This window comes from Streptomyces sp. NPDC127068 (assembly GCF_042724695.1).
GTDB lineage: Bacteria > Actinomycetota > Actinomycetes > Streptomycetales > Streptomycetaceae > Streptomyces.
Genome location: NZ_JBHXEN010000046.1, coordinates 1 through 19,367, shown reverse-complemented (window position 1 = coordinate 19,367; position 19,367 = coordinate 1). Strand labels below are relative to the sequence as shown.

At 72.9% G+C, this 19,367-nt stretch carries 13 protein-coding genes; 8 read left to right on the top strand and 5 right to left on the bottom strand.

Annotation, left to right across the window (positions count from 1 at the left end; translation table 11 throughout):
* The first annotated feature begins 318 nt into the window (after window positions 1–318).
* Window positions 319–1,284 (top strand): helix-turn-helix domain-containing protein, encoded by a 966-nt coding sequence (locus tag ACFWIA_RS25850; protein ID WP_387009006.1) that lies wholly within the window; start codon window positions 319–321, stop codon window positions 1,282–1,284.
* A gap of 95 nt (window positions 1,285–1,379) precedes the next feature.
* Here the strand turns inward: ACFWIA_RS25850 and ACFWIA_RS25845 are convergent, their stop codons facing one another.
* The 3 genes from ACFWIA_RS25845 to glgX form a co-directional block, all read right to left on the bottom strand.
* Window positions 1,380–2,633 (bottom strand): M14 family zinc carboxypeptidase, encoded by a 1,254-nt coding sequence (locus tag ACFWIA_RS25845; protein ID WP_387009005.1) that lies wholly within the window; start codon window positions 2,631–2,633, stop codon window positions 1,380–1,382.
* 185 nt (window positions 2,634–2,818) lie between these two features.
* On the bottom strand, window positions 2,819–5,284 hold the full coding sequence (gene treY / locus ACFWIA_RS25840) for a malto-oligosyltrehalose synthase (RefSeq protein WP_387009003.1): 2,466 nt from the start codon (window positions 5,282–5,284) through the stop codon (window positions 2,819–2,821).
* Window positions 5,285–5,388: 104 nt separating this feature from the next.
* Window positions 5,389–7,530: a glycogen debranching protein GlgX gene (gene glgX, locus ACFWIA_RS25835; protein WP_387009001.1), complete on the bottom strand. Its 2,142-nt coding sequence runs from the start codon at window positions 7,528–7,530 to the stop codon at window positions 5,389–5,391.
* 179 nt (window positions 7,531–7,709) lie between these two features.
* On the opposite strand from glgX, the gene ACFWIA_RS25830 reads away from it, so the two are divergent.
* The 5 genes from ACFWIA_RS25830 to ACFWIA_RS25810 all read left to right on the top strand — a co-directional run bounded on the left by ACFWIA_RS25830 (window position 7,710) and on the right by ACFWIA_RS25810 (window position 13,574).
* The gene (locus ACFWIA_RS25830; RefSeq protein WP_387009080.1) at window positions 7,710–8,588 is read left to right on the top strand and encodes a Tat pathway signal sequence domain protein; all 879 of its coding nucleotides are present in this window, start codon (window positions 7,710–7,712) and stop codon (window positions 8,586–8,588) included.
* Between the two features lie 40 nt (window positions 8,589–8,628).
* Window positions 8,629–9,930 (top strand): copper amine oxidase, encoded by a 1,302-nt coding sequence (locus ACFWIA_RS25825; RefSeq protein WP_387008999.1) that lies wholly within the window; start codon window positions 8,629–8,631, stop codon window positions 9,928–9,930.
* A gap of 127 nt (window positions 9,931–10,057) precedes the next feature.
* A complete protein-coding gene (locus ACFWIA_RS25820; protein WP_387009079.1) occupies window positions 10,058–11,299 on the top strand; it encodes an SAV2148 family HEPN domain-containing protein in 1,242 nt (413 codons plus the stop codon).
* 90 nt (window positions 11,300–11,389) lie between these two features.
* Window positions 11,390–12,121 carry a 3'-5' exonuclease gene (locus ACFWIA_RS25815; protein ID WP_387008997.1) on the top strand — a complete coding sequence of 244 codons (732 nt, stop codon included), beginning with the start codon at window positions 11,390–11,392 and terminating at the stop codon, window positions 12,119–12,121.
* A gap of 325 nt (window positions 12,122–12,446) precedes the next feature.
* Entirely contained in the window at window positions 12,447–13,574 is a 1,128-nt protein-coding gene (locus tag ACFWIA_RS25810; protein WP_387008995.1) for a methyltransferase, read from the top strand.
* Between the two features lie 35 nt (window positions 13,575–13,609).
* Here the strand turns inward: ACFWIA_RS25810 and ACFWIA_RS25805 are convergent, their stop codons facing one another.
* Window positions 13,610–14,488 (bottom strand): phosphotransferase enzyme family protein, encoded by an 879-nt coding sequence (locus tag ACFWIA_RS25805; RefSeq protein ID WP_387008993.1) that lies wholly within the window; start codon window positions 14,486–14,488, stop codon window positions 13,610–13,612.
* Window positions 14,489–14,664: 176 nt separating this feature from the next.
* Between ACFWIA_RS25805 and mgt the strand changes: the two genes are divergently transcribed.
* The gene (gene mgt / locus ACFWIA_RS25800; protein ID WP_387008992.1) at window positions 14,665–15,876 is read left to right on the top strand and encodes a macrolide-inactivating glycosyltransferase; all 1,212 of its coding nucleotides are present in this window, start codon (window positions 14,665–14,667) and stop codon (window positions 15,874–15,876) included.
* Between the two features lie 99 nt (window positions 15,877–15,975).
* On the opposite strand, the gene ACFWIA_RS25795 is transcribed toward mgt, so the two are convergent.
* A complete protein-coding gene (locus tag ACFWIA_RS25795; RefSeq protein ID WP_387008990.1) occupies window positions 15,976–18,267 on the bottom strand; it encodes an MMPL family transporter in 2,292 nt (763 codons plus the stop codon).
* A 290-nt stretch (window positions 18,268–18,557) separates the two neighbouring features.
* Here ACFWIA_RS25795 and ACFWIA_RS25790 point away from each other — a divergent pair, with 290 nt between their 5' ends.
* Window positions 18,558–19,118 (top strand): DUF1697 domain-containing protein, encoded by a 561-nt coding sequence (locus tag ACFWIA_RS25790; RefSeq protein WP_387008988.1) that lies wholly within the window; start codon window positions 18,558–18,560, stop codon window positions 19,116–19,118.
* The last annotated feature ends 249 nt before the right edge of the window (window positions 19,119–19,367 follow it).

Genomic DNA, 19,367 nt, shown 5'->3' with positions numbered 1-19,367 from the left:
GGGGCCGGTACCGAGGACGCGGTGCGCCGTTCGCGCTCGGTCCGCGTCCCGGGCGATCCACAGGCTATGACCGTGGCCTGACGGGGAGTTGACGAAGCGTGCAGGCATTCTTGACCTCACGTGCCGGGCGCCCGTCCAAGCGTTTCTGATGCTCCGTCAGGAAGGCGAGCCGTCGGGCACGAGCCCGAACACCGTCCGGAGGTCTCGTCGGGCCGGCAACCATGCCCGGCGGGCCCACGAACCGACGGGAAGAACGAGCCGTGGGGCGGCTGCCGGCGTCGTAGTCCTTGGAAGGCACACCGACAGAGGAGGACCGTCATGTGGGCATGGGTGTCAACCGACGGCATCGCCCGGCAGGACCGGGCCGACTGGTACCACGAGGCGGTGGCCCGCACCGTGGCGCCCCATCGGCTGAAGATCGCCAATCCCGCTGCCTTCCGCGCCCGGATCGGAGTGTTGCGCCTGCGCGGGATCGAGGTGTCCAGCCACACCCACGCGGTCGACTCCTGGCGAACACCCCGGTTGATCCGGCAGAGCGACCCGGAGCAGTACCTCCTCGGCTTCGTCTCCGGTGGCTCGATGGGGATATCCCTGCTCCGCGAGAACTCCCGCATCGACACCGGAGGCGCGGTCTTCTTCGACACCTCCCACCCCTACTTCGCGGGCCCCCCGGACCGGGCGGGCGCCGTGATCACCCTCCTGCACATCCCCCGGACGGCGCTCGCCCTGCCCGCTGACCGGCTCGGCACGGCGATCGGTTGCGGTCTGCCGGCGCACCACGGCCTCGGCGGGGTCCTCCACCAGTTCCTCTTGTCCCTGAAGACGCACGCCGTCGAGTGCAGCCCCCAGGAACTCCGTCTCCTGGAGCGGACGGCACTCGACCTGGCGTCCGGCTTCCTGGCCCAGCAACTCGCCCTCCAGGACCGGCTTCCCGCCGAGACCCGGGAACAGATCACGCTGCGGACGATCGACGCCTTCATCGACCACCACCTCGCCGACCCCGCCCTCACCCCGCGGGCGATCGCCGCTCGCCACCACATCTCCCTGCGGACCCTCCAACACCTCTTCCGCAAGCGCGGCGAGACCGTGTCCGCCGTCATCCGCCGCCGCCGTCTGGAACGTTGTCACGCCGACCTCGTCGATCCGGCCCAGCAGAACCGGCCGATCCACGCCATCGCCAGTGGCTGGGGCCTCACGGGGGCGACGGTCTTCAGCCGGATGTTCCGCGACGCCTACGGGATGTCGCCCCGCACCGTGCGCCAGCAGGCCCGTGACCGGAGGTGAAGCGACCCCGGGCCTTGCGGGAGCGGTCGGCCCCGGCCGCTCCCGCTCCGGGGCCGACCGCGCCGCCGCGGCCGTGCACACCCACCGGCGAGGAACTACCGGGACCGGATCGCGCGGGCGTGCCGGGCCGCGGCGAGCACCGTGCGCGTCTGGTGCTCCACCTGGTGCTCCACCGGCACCCACCGGGCCCGGAACCGCTCAGCGAACGTCTCGCACCAGTGGGCGACCACCTGTTCCAGCCGCGGCGCCGCCCGGTCGTCGAGGCCCTTCAGGACGCGCAGCAGCATCGCGGCGGCCCGGAGCGGCACCCGCCGGCCGAAGGCGTCGACGCTCCCCACGTACGCGGCGCCGGCGTTCCTCGGCGGCGGCCCCGACCAGTCGTCGGCCAGTCCCGGCACGAGCCCCAGCGCCCACCGCGCCGCCCGCAACAGGGCGCCGTCCGAGCGGGGCAGCCGGGGCGCCGCCTCCCGCAGGAACCCCTCCACCACCCGGGCGTCGGCGCGCAGCCGCAGGGACAGCCGGCGCAGCTCCCGCCCGGGCGCCGGGTGCGGAGCGGGGTCCCCCACGAGTTCGCTCGCCCACATGGGCACCTCGACGACCGCGGTGAGGCCGCCGTACCGGTGCGCCCGGTGCCAGGTGCTGAGCCGGACGTCGTCGGGCATGCTGGGGAACACCGGGTGCGAGCCCGGCGGGGGCATCACATGGACGCCCGGGCCGGAGGCCGGCCAGCCCGCCGCGTCCGAGGGGCCGGCCTCCACCGGGATGTGCAGGTCCGCGGCGGACTTGACGAAGGGCTCCGCCAGTCCGGGCACGTCCCGGGTGAGCTGCACCCAGCTGCCCCCCAGGTCCGTGCCGTGCAGGGACACCTGGAGGTAGGGGCGCACCTCGTCGATGACCGCCGTCAGGGTGCGGGTCTCCGGGGGCAGCCGGTCGGGCGGCAGCAGGGAGGGCGCCCACTCCGGCTGTTCGGGGCCGGCCGGGCGGAAGAAGTGCCGGTGGTACTCCCACAGGGAGCGCGGCGCGGGGGTGCGGTGCAGTCGGGCCCCGTCCGGGTCGGCGCAGAGCAGGAAGTGCCAGGCGGTGTCGGCGCGCAACGACGGGTCGCGCAGGGTCAGTTCGGCCAGCCGCAGCACGGTCGAGCCGCCGGTCGGCTCATTGGCGTGGGCTCCCGCGACCACGAGCACCGCCGGGCCCGCGCCGCCCACCGACAGCAGATGGATCGGTCGTCCTGCGCGCGAGGCGCCGACCTGCCGCAACCTGCTCACTTCCGGCCGACCGGCCGCCATGCTCCGGGCCGCCGCGACCACTTCCGCGACCGTGGGGTAGCGCTGCTCCGTCAGGTGACTCACCCCCGTTTGGTCCTCCTGCCGACGCATGCGCAGTAGTCCACGGGTCCCGTCCGCTGTCAAGGAGTCGGGGCGGGCGACCGGTCAATGCACTCCTTCGACCGTACGGGCGTGCTCCGCGGTTGGGCGTAGTCCCGCCGTACGGAGGGGGCGTGCCCGCACGGCCCCGTCACCGGGCGGGCGGGCCGTCAGACGGCGGGGTCCGTCCCGCGGGCGAGCAGGGCCACCGGTAGTTCCGACAGCAGGGCCGCCACCGGGACGGTCCCGGTGAACTCGCGCCCCGGAACCAGCAGATCGCGCCAGGCGCCGCCCGGGAGCGCCACCTCGCTGGCGCCCCAGCCACCCGCTCCGGCGAGCCGTGCGGACAGCCGGGTGACGGCCACCAGCACCTGCTGGGCGCCCCCGGAGCGCACGAAGGCGACCCAGTGCTCCGCGGCGTCCCCCGTGGCGTGCAGGGGCGTGTACGAGGCCCCCTCGCCGAAGGCGTCCGGGTGCCGTCGGCGCAGCCGCAGTGCCGTCGCCGTCAGGGAGGCCTTCTCGGCGGACAGTCCGGGCCCGACCACCCCGGCGCCGACCGCCGGCAGTTCGGCCGGCGCGAAGTGCGCCGGGTTCCGGTTGTCGGGGTCGACCAGGGCCAGGTACTCCCGTTCGGTGCCCTGGTAGAGGTCCGGTACGCCCGGCATGGTCAGGTGCAGCAGCGCGGCGCCCAGGACGTTGACGCGTACCTGCGGCGCCAGCTCGGTCAGCAGGGCGGTGACCCGTTCGGGCGCCCCGCCGCCGGGCCCCGCCGCCACGAAGTCCTCCACCGCCCGCTCGTAGACCGGGTCCGGCTCCGTCCACGAGGTGTGCAGCCCCGCCTCGCGCACGTGTTTGAGCACGGCCCCCGCCAGGCGGCCGTCGCTGGGGAAGCCGAGCCCGACGGCCGACTGCCACGCCACCCATGCGACCTGAGGGTCGGGCGCCGGGCGGCCCGGGGGGCGCGTGGAGTGTTCCGTCAGCTCGGCGAGCAGGTCCGCCCACCGTTCCGGGCGCTCGGTCAGGGCCGCGATCCGGAGCCGGACGTCCGCGCTCCGCTTGGTGTCGTGGGTGGACAGCACCGTCCCGGTGAGGGGCCAGTCGCGTTGCAGGCGGGCGGCGTGCGCGTGGAAGGCGCCGACCGGCAGTGCGGGCGTGTCCGGGGCGCCCCCCACCTCGGTGGCCGACAGCAGGGCGGCGAACCGGTAGAAGGCGGTGTCCTCGACCGACTTGGCGTGCAGCGCGGACGCGGTCTGCGCGAACCTCGCCCGGAACGCCGACCGTTCGGACTGCTCGGCGCCCGCCGGCCGTTCGGGCCGCTCGGGGGTGTTGTCGTCGGGCCCACCCGCCAGCAGGGACCGCACGGCGTCCACGGCCGCCGCCTCCTGAGGCACCGCGAACGCCGCCCTGGCCTCCCGCACGGACTCCTCGGACAGCACCCGCGCCAGGTCCGCGCCCCCGTAGGGCCGGTACGCGCGCAGCCGGACCAACAGTTCCCGGATCGCCGTGCGCAGGGCCCACGGGGCGTGGTCGCGCAGCACCGGGTCCGCCGCGCACAGCCGGGCGCAGGCGCGGGTGAGGCGCTCCACCTCGGTGGCCAGCTCCCGGCTGACCACCCGGTGGGCGGCCCTGCGGACGGTGTCCTCCCAGTGGCCGCCCCGGTCGGCCGGCGGCGCGACGAACCTGCGGTACTGGCGCAGGAGTTCCCGGGACCCGGCCGGGTCGGTGAACAGGCCGTCCACCTGCCGCAGCGAGTCGTACCCGGTGGTCCCGGCGACCGGCCAGGACGCCGGCAGCCGCTCGCCCGCGGTGAGGATCTTCTCCACGACCGTCCACCGTCCCGCGGTCGCCTCGTGCAGCCGGCCCAGGTACGTTCCGGGGTCGGCGAGCCCGTCCGGGTGGTCGACGCGCAGGCCCTCCAGCACCCCTTCGCGGACCAGGTCGAGCACCTTGGCGTGGGTCGCGCGGAACACCTCGGGGTCCTCGACCCGGACCGCGATCAGGTCCGCGACGGTGAAGAAGCGGCGGTAGTTCAGTTCGGTGCGGGCCAGCCGCCACCACCCGAGCCGGTACCACTGGGCGTCCAACAGCCGCTCCAGCGGCAGTCCCTCGGTGCCGGGGCGCAACGGGAAGGCGTGCTCGTGGTAGCGCAGGACGCCCCCGTCGACGTGGAGCGAGTCCAGCTCGTCACCGATCCTGCGGCCCAGCACCGGGAGGAGCACGCGTCCGTCCTGGGCCTCCCAGTCGATGTCGAACCAGCCGGCGAAGGGGGACGCCGGGCCGTCGCGCAGGGTCTCCCACAGCGGCCGGTTCAGCCGGGGGAGCGCCGCCATGTGGTTGGGCACGATGTCGGCGACCAGCCCCAGCCCGTGCCCCCGTGCGGTGTGCGCCAGCTTCCGCAGCCCGTCCTCGCCGCCCAGTTCGTCGCGCACGCGCCCGTGGTCCACGACGTCGTACCCGTGGGTGGACCCCGGCACGGCCTCCAGGACCGGGGACAGGTGCAGGTGGGAGACGCCGAGCGCGGCCAGATGGGGCACGGCGGCCTCGGCCGCGGCGAACGGGAACGAGGGCTGGAGCTGGAGGCGGTACGTGGCGGTCGGCGGTGCGGGGACACGGGGCTCGTCGGGCTGAGGCGTCATGGGGACGTACGTACCCGCCCGGGCGGGCTCCCTGTCACCCCGGCCGGTCAGGTGGCGCAGCGGTACGCCGTCCGGTCCGCGGTCCCGGCGCGGGCGGGGCCGGGTCAGACGGCCCGCTGGAGCACCACCAGGCTCCGGTCCAGCAGGGTCAGCCGGTCCCCGGCCTTGACCCCGTCCGCGCCCCGCGGGGGGACGCCCGACGGGTGGGCGGTGTCGACCACGGTGCGCCACCGGTGTCCGTGGTCGGACGGGACCACGAAGTCCAGGGGTTCGGGGGAGGCGTTGAACATCAGCAGGAACGAATCGTCACGGACGGGTTCCCCCCGGGGGCCGGGCTCGGAGATCGCGTCGCCGTTCAGGAACACGCTCAACGCACGGGCCTGGGCCGCGCTCCAGTCGCGCTGGCGCATCACCTCACCCTCCGGGGTGAACCAGACCAGGTCCGACAACTCGTCGCGGGCGTCCGGGGCCGGGCGCCCGCGGAAGAACCGTCGTCTGCGGAAGACCGGATGGTCGCGCCGCAGCCACACCATGGCCCGGGTGAAGGCGAGCTGACGGGCGGCGAGCTCGTCCTCCGGGTCCCCTTCCCCGCCGGTGCCGGCGGGCCACCGCACCCAGGAAAGCTCGCCGTCCTGGCAGTAGGCGTTGTTGTTGCCCCGCTGGGTCCGGGCGAACTCGTCGCCGTGGCTGAGCATCGGCACGCCCTGGGACAGCATCAGGGTGGCGACCAGGTTGCGCATCTGCCGTTCCCGCAGGGCGCGCACCCCCGGGTCGTCACTCTCGCCCTCCGCCCCGCAGTTCCAGGAACGGTTGTGGTTCTCGCCGTCGCGGTTGTCCTCGCCGTTGTCCTCGTTGTGCTTCTCGTCGTACGAGACCAGGTCGCGCAGGGTGAAGCCGTCGTGGCAGGTGACGAAGTTGATGGAGGCCAGCGGTCGGCGGCCGTCGTCCTGGTAGAGGTCGGAGGAGCCGGTCAGCCGCGACGCGAACTCGGCGAGCCGCCGCGGCTCGCCGCGCCACAGGTCGCGCACCGTGTCGCGGTACTTGCCGTTCCACTCCGTCCACAGCGGGGGGAACTTGCCGACCTGGTAGCCGCCCTCGCCCAGGTCCCAGGGTTCGGCGATCAGCTTCGCCCGGGAGACCACCGGGTCCTGTTGGACCAGGTCGAAGAAGGACGACAACCGGTCCACCTCGTGGAACTGTCGGGCCAGCGTCGCGGCCAGGTCGAAGCGGAAGCCGTCGACGTGCATCTCGGTGACCCAGTACCGCAGCGAGTCCATGATCAGCTGGAGGACGTGCGGGGAGCGCATCAGCAGCGAGTTCCCGGTGCCCGTGGTGTCGGTGTAGTGGCGCCGGCTCTCACCGAGACGGTAGTAGGACGCGTTGTCGAGGCCGCGGAAGGAGAGCGTCGGGCCGAGGTGGTTGCCCTCCGCCGTGTGGTTGTAGACCACGTCCAGGATCACCTCGATCCCCGCCCCGTGCAGGGCCCGCACCGCCGATTTGAACTCCAGCACCTGCTGGCCCCGGTCCCCCCAGGAGGCGTAGGCGTTGTGGGGGGCGAAGAAGCCGATGGTGTTGTAGCCCCAGTAGTTGCCCAGACCCATGTCGACGAGCCGGTGGTCGTTGACGAACTGGTGCACCGGCATCAGCTCCAGTGCGGTCACCCCCAGCTCGGTCAGGTGCTCCAGGACCGCCGGGTGGGCCAGCGCCGCGTACGTCCCGCGCAGCTCGTCCGGCAGGGCCGGATGGCTCATCGTCAGGCCCTTCACATGGGCCTCGTAGATGACCGTGCGGTGGTACTCCGTACGGGGCGGACGGTCGTCCCCCCAGTCGAAGTAGGGGTTCACCACCACCGAGGCCATCGTGTGCCGGGCCGAATCGAGGTCGTTGCGCCGGTCCGGCGCCCCGAAGCGGTAGCCGTATACCTCCTCGCCCCAGTCGACCGCCCCGCTCACCGCCCGCGCGTACGGGTCGAGGAGCAGCTTCGCCGGGTTGCAGCGCACCCCCCGTTCGGGTGCGTAGGGGCCGTGCGCGCGGAACCCGTAGCGCTGTCCCGGCATCACTCCGGGCAGGTAGGCGTGGCGCACGAACGCATCGGTCTCGCGCAGCTCCACCGCCGTCTCGGAACCGTCGTCGTGCAGCAGGCACAGTTCGATGCGGTGCGCGGCCTCCGAGAAGACCGCGAAGTTCGTGCCGGCGCCGTCGTACGCGGCACCCAGCGGATACGCCTGTCCGGGCCAGACCTGCATGGGGGAGCCTCTTCCCCTTCCTGGTTCCTGGCCCTTCGTCCTCGGGGCCACCGGGGGCAGAGTCTTCCCGAGATCCAGGCAACCTCCTAGGACCCCGGTCCGTCCTACCGGGTGACCGCAAACCCGGTCGACAGACGGGTTCACACACGGGGGAGTTGGGGGAAACAGTGCGTCAATTGGTGAGACGCCACGTCGGGAAGGTCATGGCGGGCGGAGCGATCGCCGTCGCGGGGACGGCCGTGATGGTGGCCGTCACCCTTCCCGGAATGGCCGGCGCGGACGAGGCGGCCGACGACCGTCCCGCCCAGAGCCAGGAGCAGGGCCGGGCATCGGGTCAGGACGGCGGCGCCGACGCGGCGGCGAACGGGGACCGCAACGGGGCGGCGGACGGCTCGCAGGCGCCGGCGGACTCGGGGAGCACGACGCCCCCGCCGCCCGCCGACGTGGTGCCGGCTCCCGCCGAGGGGGAGAAGGGCATCGGCAGCGACCCGCTGACCGACGACGAGCTCAAGCAGGCCGAGCAGCTCGCCGCGACCGGCGACCTCCAGCGGTCCGCCCGCAACGTCGAGGGGGCCAAGGGACCGGAGCACCTGTACACCAACCTCCAGGAGCCCGACCCGAACGCACCGGCCACCGAGAGCAAGCGCAGGGCCGAGGTCGTGTTCTACGACTACGAGAAGGAAGCCACCGTCACCAAGACGGTGGACCTGTCCTCCGGCAAGGTCGTGGACACCGTCACCGCGAAGGGCGCGCAGCCGCCGCCGAGCCGGGACGAGCTGGCGGAGGCGGCACGCGTGCTGATCGCCCACCCGCTCGGCAAGGACCTGAAGAAGGACTTCCGCCACGCCACCGGCAAGGAACTGACCGAGCCCGGCCAGGCCGAACTCAGCGGCATGATCTTCACGAAGCAGACCACGATGAAGGTCCCGGCCGTACTGAAGGACTGCGGCAAGGACCGCTGCATCAGCGTCGTCTTCAAGGTCAAGGACGGGCCCTGGTTCGACACCCGCGCGAGCGTCGTCAACCTGAGCGCGCGCACCGTCGGCCGCCTCGGCTGACCCTCTTCCTGCCTCCCTCTCGACGAGGAGTTTCTTCCCGATGCTCGACCACAGAATCTCGCGTGCCCAGAAGGGCGCCGGACTGGCCCTCGCCGTGACCGCGCTCATGGGCAGCGCCACCGCGGGCACCGCCCAGGCCGCCCCGCAGGCACCGCGCAACGCACCGGCTCCGGCCGCCGACTGTAGCGCCGCCTACCGCATCGAGCAGAAGCTCGACGGCGGCACCACCTGGCGCATGTGCTGGCGCTACGACCCGCTGGCCGGCGTCGTCCTGGACAAGGTCACGTACCAGCCCAAGGGCGAGGCGCGTCCCATCCGGGTGCTCAACAGCGCCCGGCTCGCCCAGATCCACGTGCCGTACGACGACGGCAAGACCGAGTACGAGGACGTGACCGCCACGACCTTCGGTTACGACCTCCAGAACCTCAAGACCGGCGAGTGCCCCGGCGGCACCATCCGCACCGTCAAGGTCCCCGACCGCGGCGACGTCAAGGGCCTGTGCACCACCACTCGCGCCCGGGGCCACGCCTACCGCCTCGCCAACGACTCGGGCAGCAAGGTCTGGCAGGCCCAGGGCAAGGACCTGCTGGTCTACTCGATCAACAAGGCGTCCTGGTACGAGTACATCACCGAGTGGCGCTTCTCCTCCGACGGCACCATCTCCTCCAACGTCGGCGCCACCGGCATGCTCTCCCCGTTCGACTACGACGGGGGCGACAGCCAGGGCTGGCCCATCGGCAAGAACGCCTCCGCGTACGCCGAGAACCACAACCACAACGTGTTCTGGCGCATCGACAGCGCGCTCGACGGCAACACCAAGAACAAGGTCGAGCAGTACGACTCCACGGTGACCCCGGCGAGCGGCGGTCGCAGCCCGGTCACCAAGACCAAGCGCACCGCCGTCACCAAGGAACTCGCCGGTGACGCCAAGAGCATGCGCTGGTGGCGGCTGGTCAGCACCACCGGCAAGAACAAGGACGGCCACCCGCGCAGCTACGAGATCGTGCCGGGCCGCACCGACAAGTTCCCCGGCCGGTCGTTCACCAAGCACGACGTGTACTTCACGGAGTACAAGAAGTGCGAGAAGTACGCGAGCGGCAACCCGAGCTGCCCGACCGGCACGCCCAACAGCGTCGACAAGTGGACCAACGGTCAGGCCCTCAAGAACCCCGTCACCTGGGTCAACATCGGCTTCCACCACATAGCCAGGGACGAGGACCAGGAGCCCATGCCGGTCCACTGGCAGGGCTTCTCGCTCGCGCCGCGTGACGTGACCGCCATGAACCCGCTCACCCCGGACGACCTCAAGAACCGCAACGGCAACGTCGGCCCGCTCCCCTAGCCGTCAACCCGTCCGCACGGGAATCCACCACCCTTCCCATCGGGCTGCACCGCCGACCGCTCCCGGAGTACCCTTCCTTGATCGTTGACCAGGGGGGTCACAAGGGGTGCGGAAGGCGGTGCGGCAGGTGAGCTCGGGCGGGCGGGAGCTGCCTCCTGGAGACGGCGGTCAACAGGAGGGCTCCGCAGAGGTCCCACCCGGAGCGGTGTCCCTGGCCCGTCCGATGGAGACGGGATCACAGATCGGACCCGAACTGGACTGGGGCGCCGAGCAGTGGAGCGAGGTCCGCACCCGCGCCCAGCGCGCGGGGCGGGCCTACATCTGGTTGAACCTGGTGGAACAGCGGCTGCGCGCGGTCGTGGCCGCCGTGCTGCGCCCCGTCTACGAGCCCGTGCACGGGGACGACTGGGTCGTCGCCGCAGCCGGGCCCGCCGGCCAGGAGTGGGTGCAGCGCGCCGTCGCCGTACGGGAGGTCAGCCGCCGCAAGGGCTATCTGCTGGACCCCGCCGACGACAATGTGCTGAGCTTTCTTACGCTTCCGCAGCTACGCGAGCTGATGGTCCAGCACTGGCCCTGCTTCGAGCCGTACTTCGACGACCGCCGCGACGTCGAACTCGCCCTCGACGAGCTGGAGGTCACCCGCAACGTGGTCTCCCGCAACCGGGCCCTGTCGGAGGCGGTCCTCGCCCAGGCCGAGCGCGCCTCGGCGCGCCTCCTGGAGATGCTCGGCGCGGGCGCCGACACCCCCTCCCGCCACCGGCTGCCGGTGGACGCCGTCGAGGACCTCGTCGGCGACCGCTACGCGGACGTGGTCGCGGTCCACTCGGACCGGGTGCGACTGCTGCGCCGGTTCCCCGCCGAGGACATCTTCGGCGGTGCCCGCCGTCTGGACGCGATAGGCATCGGGCTCAACCTGTTGGTGCAGAACTTCTCCGGACGGCGGCTGGTGCGGCTCGCCGAGTCGGGGTGCCGGGTGCGGCTGCTCTTCCTGAACCCCGCCTCCAGCGCCATCAAGCGCCGTGAACGGGAGCTGGGACTCAAGCGGGGCGAGCTCAGCCGCTCCGTGGAGATGAACATCCTGCACATGCGCCGCGTGCGGTCCCGGCTGCGGGACCCGGGGGCCTTCGAGATCCAGGTCTTCGACGAGACCCCGCGGTTCACGTCCTATCTGGTGAACGGTGACGGCGCGGACGGCGTCGGGGTCGTGCAGAGCTATCTGCGGCGGGCCCGCGGCATGGAGGCGCCGGTGCTCGTCCTCCGGGGCGGCGGTCGCCTACTGAAGCCGGATGAATCGGACGAAGGCTCTCTGTTCGAGACGTACCGCGAGGAGTTCGACCTGGCGTGGACCGACTCCCGGCCGGTCTCCTGACTGTCGGGACCCCGACCTGGGCACCTGGTTGTCAGTGGCCCGTGCGAGGGTGAGGCCACTGGGGGAAAGCACCACGAAGGAGGGGGTCCCATGAGCTGGCACCAAGGGCTACTGATCGGCTTCGACCTGGAGACGACCGGGACGGACCCGCGCACCTCGCGCATCGTCACGGCGGCGGTGATCGAGGTGAAGGAGGGCCGGGCACTCGGACGTCGCGAGTGGTTGGCCGATCCCGGCGTACCGATACCGGCGGAAGCCGTCGCCGTGCACGGGATAACGCAGGAGCGGGCGGCGACCGAGGGCCGGCCCGCCGACCAGGTCGCCGACGCCATCGCCGACGTCCTCGCCGGGTACTGGCAGACGGGCGTGCCGGTCGTCGCCTACAACGCGGCGTTCGACCTCACCCTGCTCTCCGCCGAACTGCACCGGTACGGCCTGCCCTCCCTGCGCAGCAGGCTCGGCGACCGCGATCCCGCCCCGGTGATCGACCCGTACGCCATCGACCGGACCGTCGACCGCTACCGCCGGGGCAAGCGGAACCTGGAGGCCGTCTGCGCCGAGTACGGCGTTGCGCTCGACACGGCCCACGAGGCCGGCGCCGACGCCCTGGCCGCCGCCCGGCTGGCCCGGGCGATCGCGGTCCGGCACCCCAAGGTCGCGGAGCTGGCCCCGGCGGAACTGCACGGCCGACAGATCCAGTGGTACGCGGAATGGGCCGCCGACTTCCAGGACTTCCTCCGGCGCAAGGGCGACCGGGCGGCGTTCATCGATCCGATCTGGCCGCTGCGGGACCTGGTCGACGAGGCACCCGGCGTCGTCTAGGCGCGCGGCGCCCACCGGCGCACCGCGAGCAGCTCCGGAAGGCACCGACGGGCCGCGGACCGGGGCGGTTTGCCCCCGCCGGAGCCCCTGTGCCAGGCTCGTTCCCCTCCTCTGACGAATCCTCCGACGAAGACGAAAGGGCTCACCGTGACGCTCGGCATGGTCCTCATCGATCGCACCCCCCGCGCCTCGACGCGGGAGCGGTAGCCCCACCAGCCCTCACACCTGGGCCCGCGCCATGGCGCGGGCCGTGGTTCGCGCATGCTCCCGCTCCTCGTCGAAGCGCTCTTCGTGCCCCCGCACGTTCGATCACGAGGAGTTCGTGGTGTCCACGATCCACTGGACCGAGCCCGGCGCGCCCGCACCCCGCAGCGCCCCCTGGCATTCCGAGAACGCCACCCCGCCACCGCGGCGCGTCATCGCCGTCGACGACCGGCTGACGGCCGCCACCGCACACCGACTGGCCTGCGAGGGGACCGCCCTGCTGTGGCGGGGTGACTACCCCCACGCACAGCAGCTCCTCCGGGCGATGAGCCGCCGGGTCGACCGCAAGCCTCCCCGGCCGGGCGACGGCCCGGCGGAGTCCTTCCACCTGTACCGCCGGTTCCGCAACCACCGCGCCCGGGTACGGGGTCGCCTGCTCGTCCTCCTGGAGGGCGAACACGGACTCCGACTGCCCAGGGCTCCCGATGTGCGCCGGGCGTGCACCGAGGCGTACGGCCGGCGGTCCGAGCCGATGGCGGTCTCCTTCATCGAACTGCTGGGGGTGATCGGAGCGCACCAGTGGCGCACCGAGGGAGTGCAGGTGCCGGCGCTGGGCGCGCGCATCCATCCGCACTACGGCGTCTTCTCCCCGGTCCGGGGCGAGTACGTCGAGCTGGTCGCCCGTGCCCCGCTCCCCCCGCGGACGGGCCGCCGGACCGCCTTCGACCTCGGTACCGGAACGGGCGTGCTCGCCGCCGTCCTCGCCGGCCGGGGCGTCGACCGCGTCGTGGCCACCGACGTCAGCCCGCGCGCCCTGGACTGCGCCCGGGAGAACCTGCGCCGACTGCACCCCGCCGGGCACGTCGACGTCATGGGCCCCGCCCTCTTCCCCGACGGCCGCGCGGACCTCGTCGTCTGCAACCCGCCCTGGGTTCCGGCCCGGCCCACCTCGGTGCTGGAGCAGGGCGTCTACGATCCCGGCGGCCGGATGCTCCGCGACTTCCTGTACGGACTGACCGCGCACCTGCGGCCGGGCGGCGAGGGCTGGCTGGTCCTGTCGGACCTGGCCGAACACCTGGGGCTGCGCACGCGCGGCGCGTTGCTGGCCGACGTGGCGGCGGCGGGCCTGCGCGTGGTGGACAGGCTCGACACCGAGCCGCGGCACCCGCGGGCCCGGGACACCGCCGATCCGCTGCACGTCGCGCGTGCGGCGGAGGTCACCTCGCTGTGGCGCCTGGCGCCGGCCTGACGTCCGCCGCCGACCCGCCGGAGCCGTACGGCCCGTCAGAACGGGTGCCAGCGGACCGTCGCGTCGCCGTCCCGGAGCGAGGCCACCCGACGACGGAACTCCACGAGCGCCTGCGGGTTGCCCGGGGCGTGCTGCGCCACCCAGGCGCAGCTCGCGGTCTCCCGGGCGCCCCGGAGGACCGCGCAGCCGTCCCAGGACCGCACGTCCCAGCCGTACGCGTCGGTGAAGGCGGCGTACGCCTGTGCGGACAGGCCGTACCGGTCGTGCGACAGCGCCATGACGACCAGGTCGTGCTCACGGAGGTCGCAGGAGAAGGTCTCCAGATCGACCAGCACCGGCCCGTCGGGTCCGACGTGGACGTTGCGGGGGAGGGCGTCGCCATGGATCGGCCCGGGGGCGAGTCGGGGGGTGAGGGCCGCGGCGGCGGAGGCGAAGCCGTCGCGGCGCTCCCGGAGGAAGGCGGCGTCGGCCGGGTCGATCGCGTCACCGGCGAGCCGTAGCCAACGCTCCACCCCGCCGAGGAGGTCGCGCCGGGGCAGCGGCACGTCCGGCGCGGAAAGGGCGTGCACTCCGCGCAGCAGGACCGCCAGGTCCTCGCCGCGAGCCGGGCGGACCGCCTCCGGCAGTCGGTGCCACACCGTCACCGGGTGGCCCTCCACCAACCGGGCGTCCGCCTGCGCGGCGCGGACCGCGGGAACGCCCGCCGAGGCCAGCCAGGCGGCGACGGCCAACTCCCGCCGGGCCCGTTCCAGCACCTCCGGGCCGCGGCCGACCTTCACCACCAGGTCGCCCACCGCGAACACGGCGTTCTCCCCGAGGGCCAGCAGTTCCGCGTCCGCCCCCGCCGGGGTGCTCGTTCCCGCGAACGGCAGCCGTGCAGCGTCCAGGACCCCGCGCGCCCGTGCCTCGTCCATCCCCAGCCCTCCGCCGATCCCGCCGCACACTCCGGTCCGCCCGCCGTCCCGGTGGGGGGTCCCGTCGCGCGTCAGTGTCGCATCCTGCCCGGTCAGAGGGACGCACGGGCCCGGTGCAGGGCGGCGAGGGGGGAATCTAGTTGCACGAGACGTATCGTCTCGTCTATGGTGGCGTCATGACCACCCCCCGCCGTGCCCACATCGCCATGTTCTCCATCGCCGCCCACGGCCATGTGAACCCCAGCCTCGAAGTGATCAGGGAGTTGGTGGCCCGCGGTCACCGGGTCACCTACGCCATCCCGCCCGCCTTCGCGGACAAGGTCGCCGAGGTCGGCGCGGAGCCCAAGCTCTGGACCTCGACCCTGCCCACCGACGACGATCCGGACGCCTGGGGAACCGAACTGATCGACAACCTCGCGCCGTTCTTCGAGGACGCCCGCCAGGCACTGCCCCAACTCCGCGCGGCCTACCAGGGGGACGAGCCGGACCTCGTGCTCCAGGACATCACCTCGTACCCCGCACGGGTCCTCGCCCACCACTGGAACGTCCCCCTCGTCCAGCTCTCCCCGGGCATGGTGGCCTGGGAGGGGTACGAGGAGGAGGTGGCCCGCCCCCTGTTCGAACCGCTGAAGCAGACCCCGCGGGGCAGGGCGTACTACGAGGCGTTCGGCGACTGGCTCGCGGAGAACGGCATCGACCTGTCCGTGGAGCACTTCGGCGGGCGGCCCGACCGCTGTCTCGTCCTCATTCCGCGCGCCCTCCAGCCGCACGCGGACCGGGTCGACACGTCCCGGTACGACTTCGTCGGCGCCTGCCAGGGCCAGCGCGGCGAGGCCGGAACGTGGCAGCGCCCGGCCGGTGCCCAGAAGGTGGTGCTGGTGTCGCTCGGGTCGACCTTCACCAAGCAGCCCGACTTCTACCGGGAGTGCGTGAAGGCGTTCGGGGACCTGCCAGGTTGGCACCTGGTCCTCCAGATCGGCAGGTTCGTGACGCCGGAGGAACTCGGCGAACTCCCCGCCAACGTGGAGGTCCACTCCTGGGTGCCGCAGCTCGCGATCCTGCGGCAGGCGGACGCCTTCGTCACCCATGCGGGAGCCGGCGGCAGCCAGGAGGGCCTGGCGACCGCGACCCCGATGGTCGCCGTCCCGCAGGCCGTCGACCAGTTCGGCAACGCCGATGTGCTCCAGGGCCTCGGGGTGGCCCGGCACCTCCCCACGACGGAGGCCACGGCCGACGCCCTGCGGTCCGCCGTGCTCGACCTGGTGGGCGACCCGGAGGTGGCGCGACGCCTCGCCGACATTCAGCGGAGCATGGCCGCCGAGGGCGGGACGCGCCGCGCGGCCGACCTGATCGAGGCGGAACTGCCCGACGCCGTGCGCCCGAGCTGACCCCGCCCCGACACGGCTGTGCGGGACAGGCCCCGTGCCCTGTCCCGCACCCCCGCTCGCCGGTCCCGGGCCCGTCGCCGGCCCCCGGGCCGGTGTCCGCTAGACCGGTACCCGCACCCCCTCGTCGAGGGCCCCGGCCGCCCCGGGCCGTGTCACCGGGGGCGCCGCGATCGGCTCCGGCGTCTCGTCGTGCGTCATGTCGGGCAGCCAGCGCAGCCACTTCGGGAAGTACCAGTTGGCCTCCCCCAGCAGAGCCATCACGGCGGGCAGCAGCACACCCCGGATGATCGTCGCGTCGATCAGCACGGCCGCCGCGAGACCCACGCCCATCTGCTTCATCGACTGCATCGACAGCGTGCCGAAGATGGCGAACACCGCGACCATGATGACTGCCGCACTGGTCACCACACCGGCCGTGGTGACCACCCCGTGGGTGATGGCGTCCCGGGTGGCGTAACCGAGGGTCTTCGCCTCGCGGATCCGGGAGACCACGAACACGTGGTAGTCCATCGACAGCCCGAACAGGATCACGAAGAGGAACAGCGGCAGCCAGGTGACGATCGCGCCGACGCCCTCCGCGCCCACCAGGGAAGCGCCCCAGCCGTGCTGGAAGACGGCGACCAGGATGCCGTACGCCGCGCTCACCGACAGCAGGTTGAGGACGATCGAGGTGACGGCGATGGTCAGCGAACGGAAGCACAGCAGCATCAGCAGGAAGGCGAAGACCACCACGAAGGCGAAGACCGGGGCGACGGAACCCGTCATCTGGTCGTTGAAGTCCTTGGACCCGGCGACCTGACCCGTCACCGGCGCTTCGACCCCGTCGACCGCACCGAGCGTGGCGGGCCGCACCTCGTCCCGGATGACGGCGAGGCTCTGCTCGGCCCGGTCCTGGTCGGAGCCGCCGACCAGCGGCACCGAGACCACGGCGACGTTCTCCGCGGCGTGGACCTTGACGTCGACCGGGCCGCGCGAGGCACCGGAACTCACGACACGCTTCTGGAAGTCGGCCAGGGCGGCCTTCACCTCGGGGGCGTCGACGTCCTTCGCCCGGACGACCACCTGGGCCGGGTCGGAACCGCCGGGGAACGCCTCGTTCAGCCGGTCGTAGGTGGCGACGATCGGCACGGAGTCGCCGAACTCCTGGTCCAGGGTGAGTTCCTGGGTGCGCATGCCCAGCGCCGGCGCGGCGACGGCGAGCAGCGCCCCGCCGGCCAGCACCAGGGACAGCCCGGGCTTGGCCAGGACGACCTTCAGGACCGCCTTCCAGAACCGGGACTCGGCGTCCGCACCGGACCGCCCCGTCCGCTTGCGCCGCTTGTCGGGGTGGAGGAAGGGGATGCGGCCCGTCTCGACCCGCTCGCCGAGCAGGGACAGCAGCGCGGGCAGCACGGTCACGGAGCCGACCATCGCGACCGCGACGACCATGAGCGAGGCGAGTCCCATCGCCTGGAAGTCCGCGAGGCCGGTGAACATCATGCCGGCCATCGCCACGCACACCGTCACACCGGAGACGATCACGGCCCGGCCGCTGGTCGCCGCGGCGATCTGCAGCGCCGTCGCGGCGTCCCGCCCGGCGGCCCGCTCCTCGCGCTCCCGCCGCAGGTAGAACAGGCAGTAGTCGACGCCGACCGCCAGGCCCACCAGCAGCATCACCGAGTTGGCGGTGTCGCTCATCGGCTGGAGATGGCTGGCGACCCCCATCAGCCCCATGGTCGCCATGATGGCGGTGATGGCGAGCGCGACCGGCAGCAGCGCGGCGACCAGCGCGCCGAACGCGATCAGCAGGATGCCCAGGGCCACCGGCACGGCCGAGTACTCGGCCTGCTTGAAGTCGTCACCGAAGGCGTCGTCGAACGTCTTCTTCATGCTGGCGCCGCCGATCTCCTCGATCCGCAGCGCGTCGTGGTCCTTCTGCACCTCGGCCACGGCCTTGAGGACCGGTTCGACCCGCTCGCCGGCCGTCTCGCTCTCCCCGCGCATGTCGAACTGGACGAGTGCGGTGCGACCGTCCTTGGAGATGCTCTGCGTGTCGTAGGGCGAGGTCACCGCGGTGACCTCGCCGGTCGCCCGGACGGCCGCCATCACCTGGGCCACCGCGGCGCGGAACCCCTCGTCGGTGGCCTTGCCGCCGGGCGCCTTGGCCTGGACGAGCACCGACTCGCTGGCCGGCTCCTCGATGCCCGCGTCCTCGATGATGCGGGCGGCCTGACTGGTCTCGCCCTTCAGCTGGTCACTGGACGACACCTCGACCCGGCCCGCCGCGGAACCGGCCGCCATGGACAGGACCACGAACAGCACCCAGATGCCGACGGCCGCCCATCTGTGCCGGGCGCTCCATCCGCCGGCCCGCGCGGCGAATCCCCGCACGCGTACGTCTCTGTGTCCCATGTCGGGATGTGCCCCCTCGTCCGCGGCGGGGCCGTGCGCCGCCGCCTCCCACGAAGTTATGGCGGGGACAGGGGGGTTGACGTCGTACTACCCGGTGAACGGCGGAGCCCTGCTGTCCACCCCACGATCTGGGGGGCCTCAGCACGGCGGAGTACGGGAGACCCCTAGCCCCCTCAGGGGCGCAGGGACTCGTTCTCGGGGGTGGTGCCGTCCCCCAACCGGCCGCGACCGTGCGCTGCTTGGCCCGTGGCGACCCTGAGACCGACCCTGAGGACCTCTAGGGTTGCCGCATGACGACGTATGCGGCCCTCCTGCGCGGGATCAACGTGGGAGGTCACCGGAAGGTTCCCATGGCCGAGTTGCGCCGGCTCATCGAAGGGCTCGGCCACGGGGACGTGCGCACCCACCTCCAGAGCGGCAACGCGGTGTTCTCCGCAGCCGGGCGGAACGCCGCCGAGGCCACCACCGAGAGCCTGGCCGCCTCACTCGGTCGGGCCATCGAGGAGCACTTCGGGTTCACCGTGCCGGTCCTGGTCCGCGACCACGCCTACCTCAGCGCCGTCGTCGAGGACTGCCCCTTCCCGGCGGCCGGGCTGGAAGGTCGCCAACTGCACGTCACCTACCTCTCGGAGCCGGTCGACGCGGCCCGGTTCGTCGCACTGGACCGGTCGACGTTCCTCCCGGACGAGTTCCGCATCGGGGATCGGGCGCTCTACCTGTACGTTCCCGACGGCCTCGGTCGCTCCCGGCTCGCCGAGGCGCTCGGCCGGCCCGCGCTCTGGCGGGACACCGTGGCCACCAGTCGCAACTGGAACACCGTCACCCGCCTGGTGGAGATGACCCGTGACTGACGACGACCCGGCCGCCGCAGCAGCGCACCGTGCAGGACCTCGAAGTCGCGACGGGTCGCCCAGGACCCCCTCGGCGTACGGGCGTTCCGCGGTGGCGGTGTCAAGGACCTCCGCACGCCCCCGAGGGGGAACGGCCGAGGGCCGCGCACCCCGGGCGGGTCAGACGAACCGGAGATCACATGAGCACCCCCCTCCCCCGCACCCGACGCGTCGTCACCGTCCCGCTCGGCTTGGCCCTCGCCTCCACCC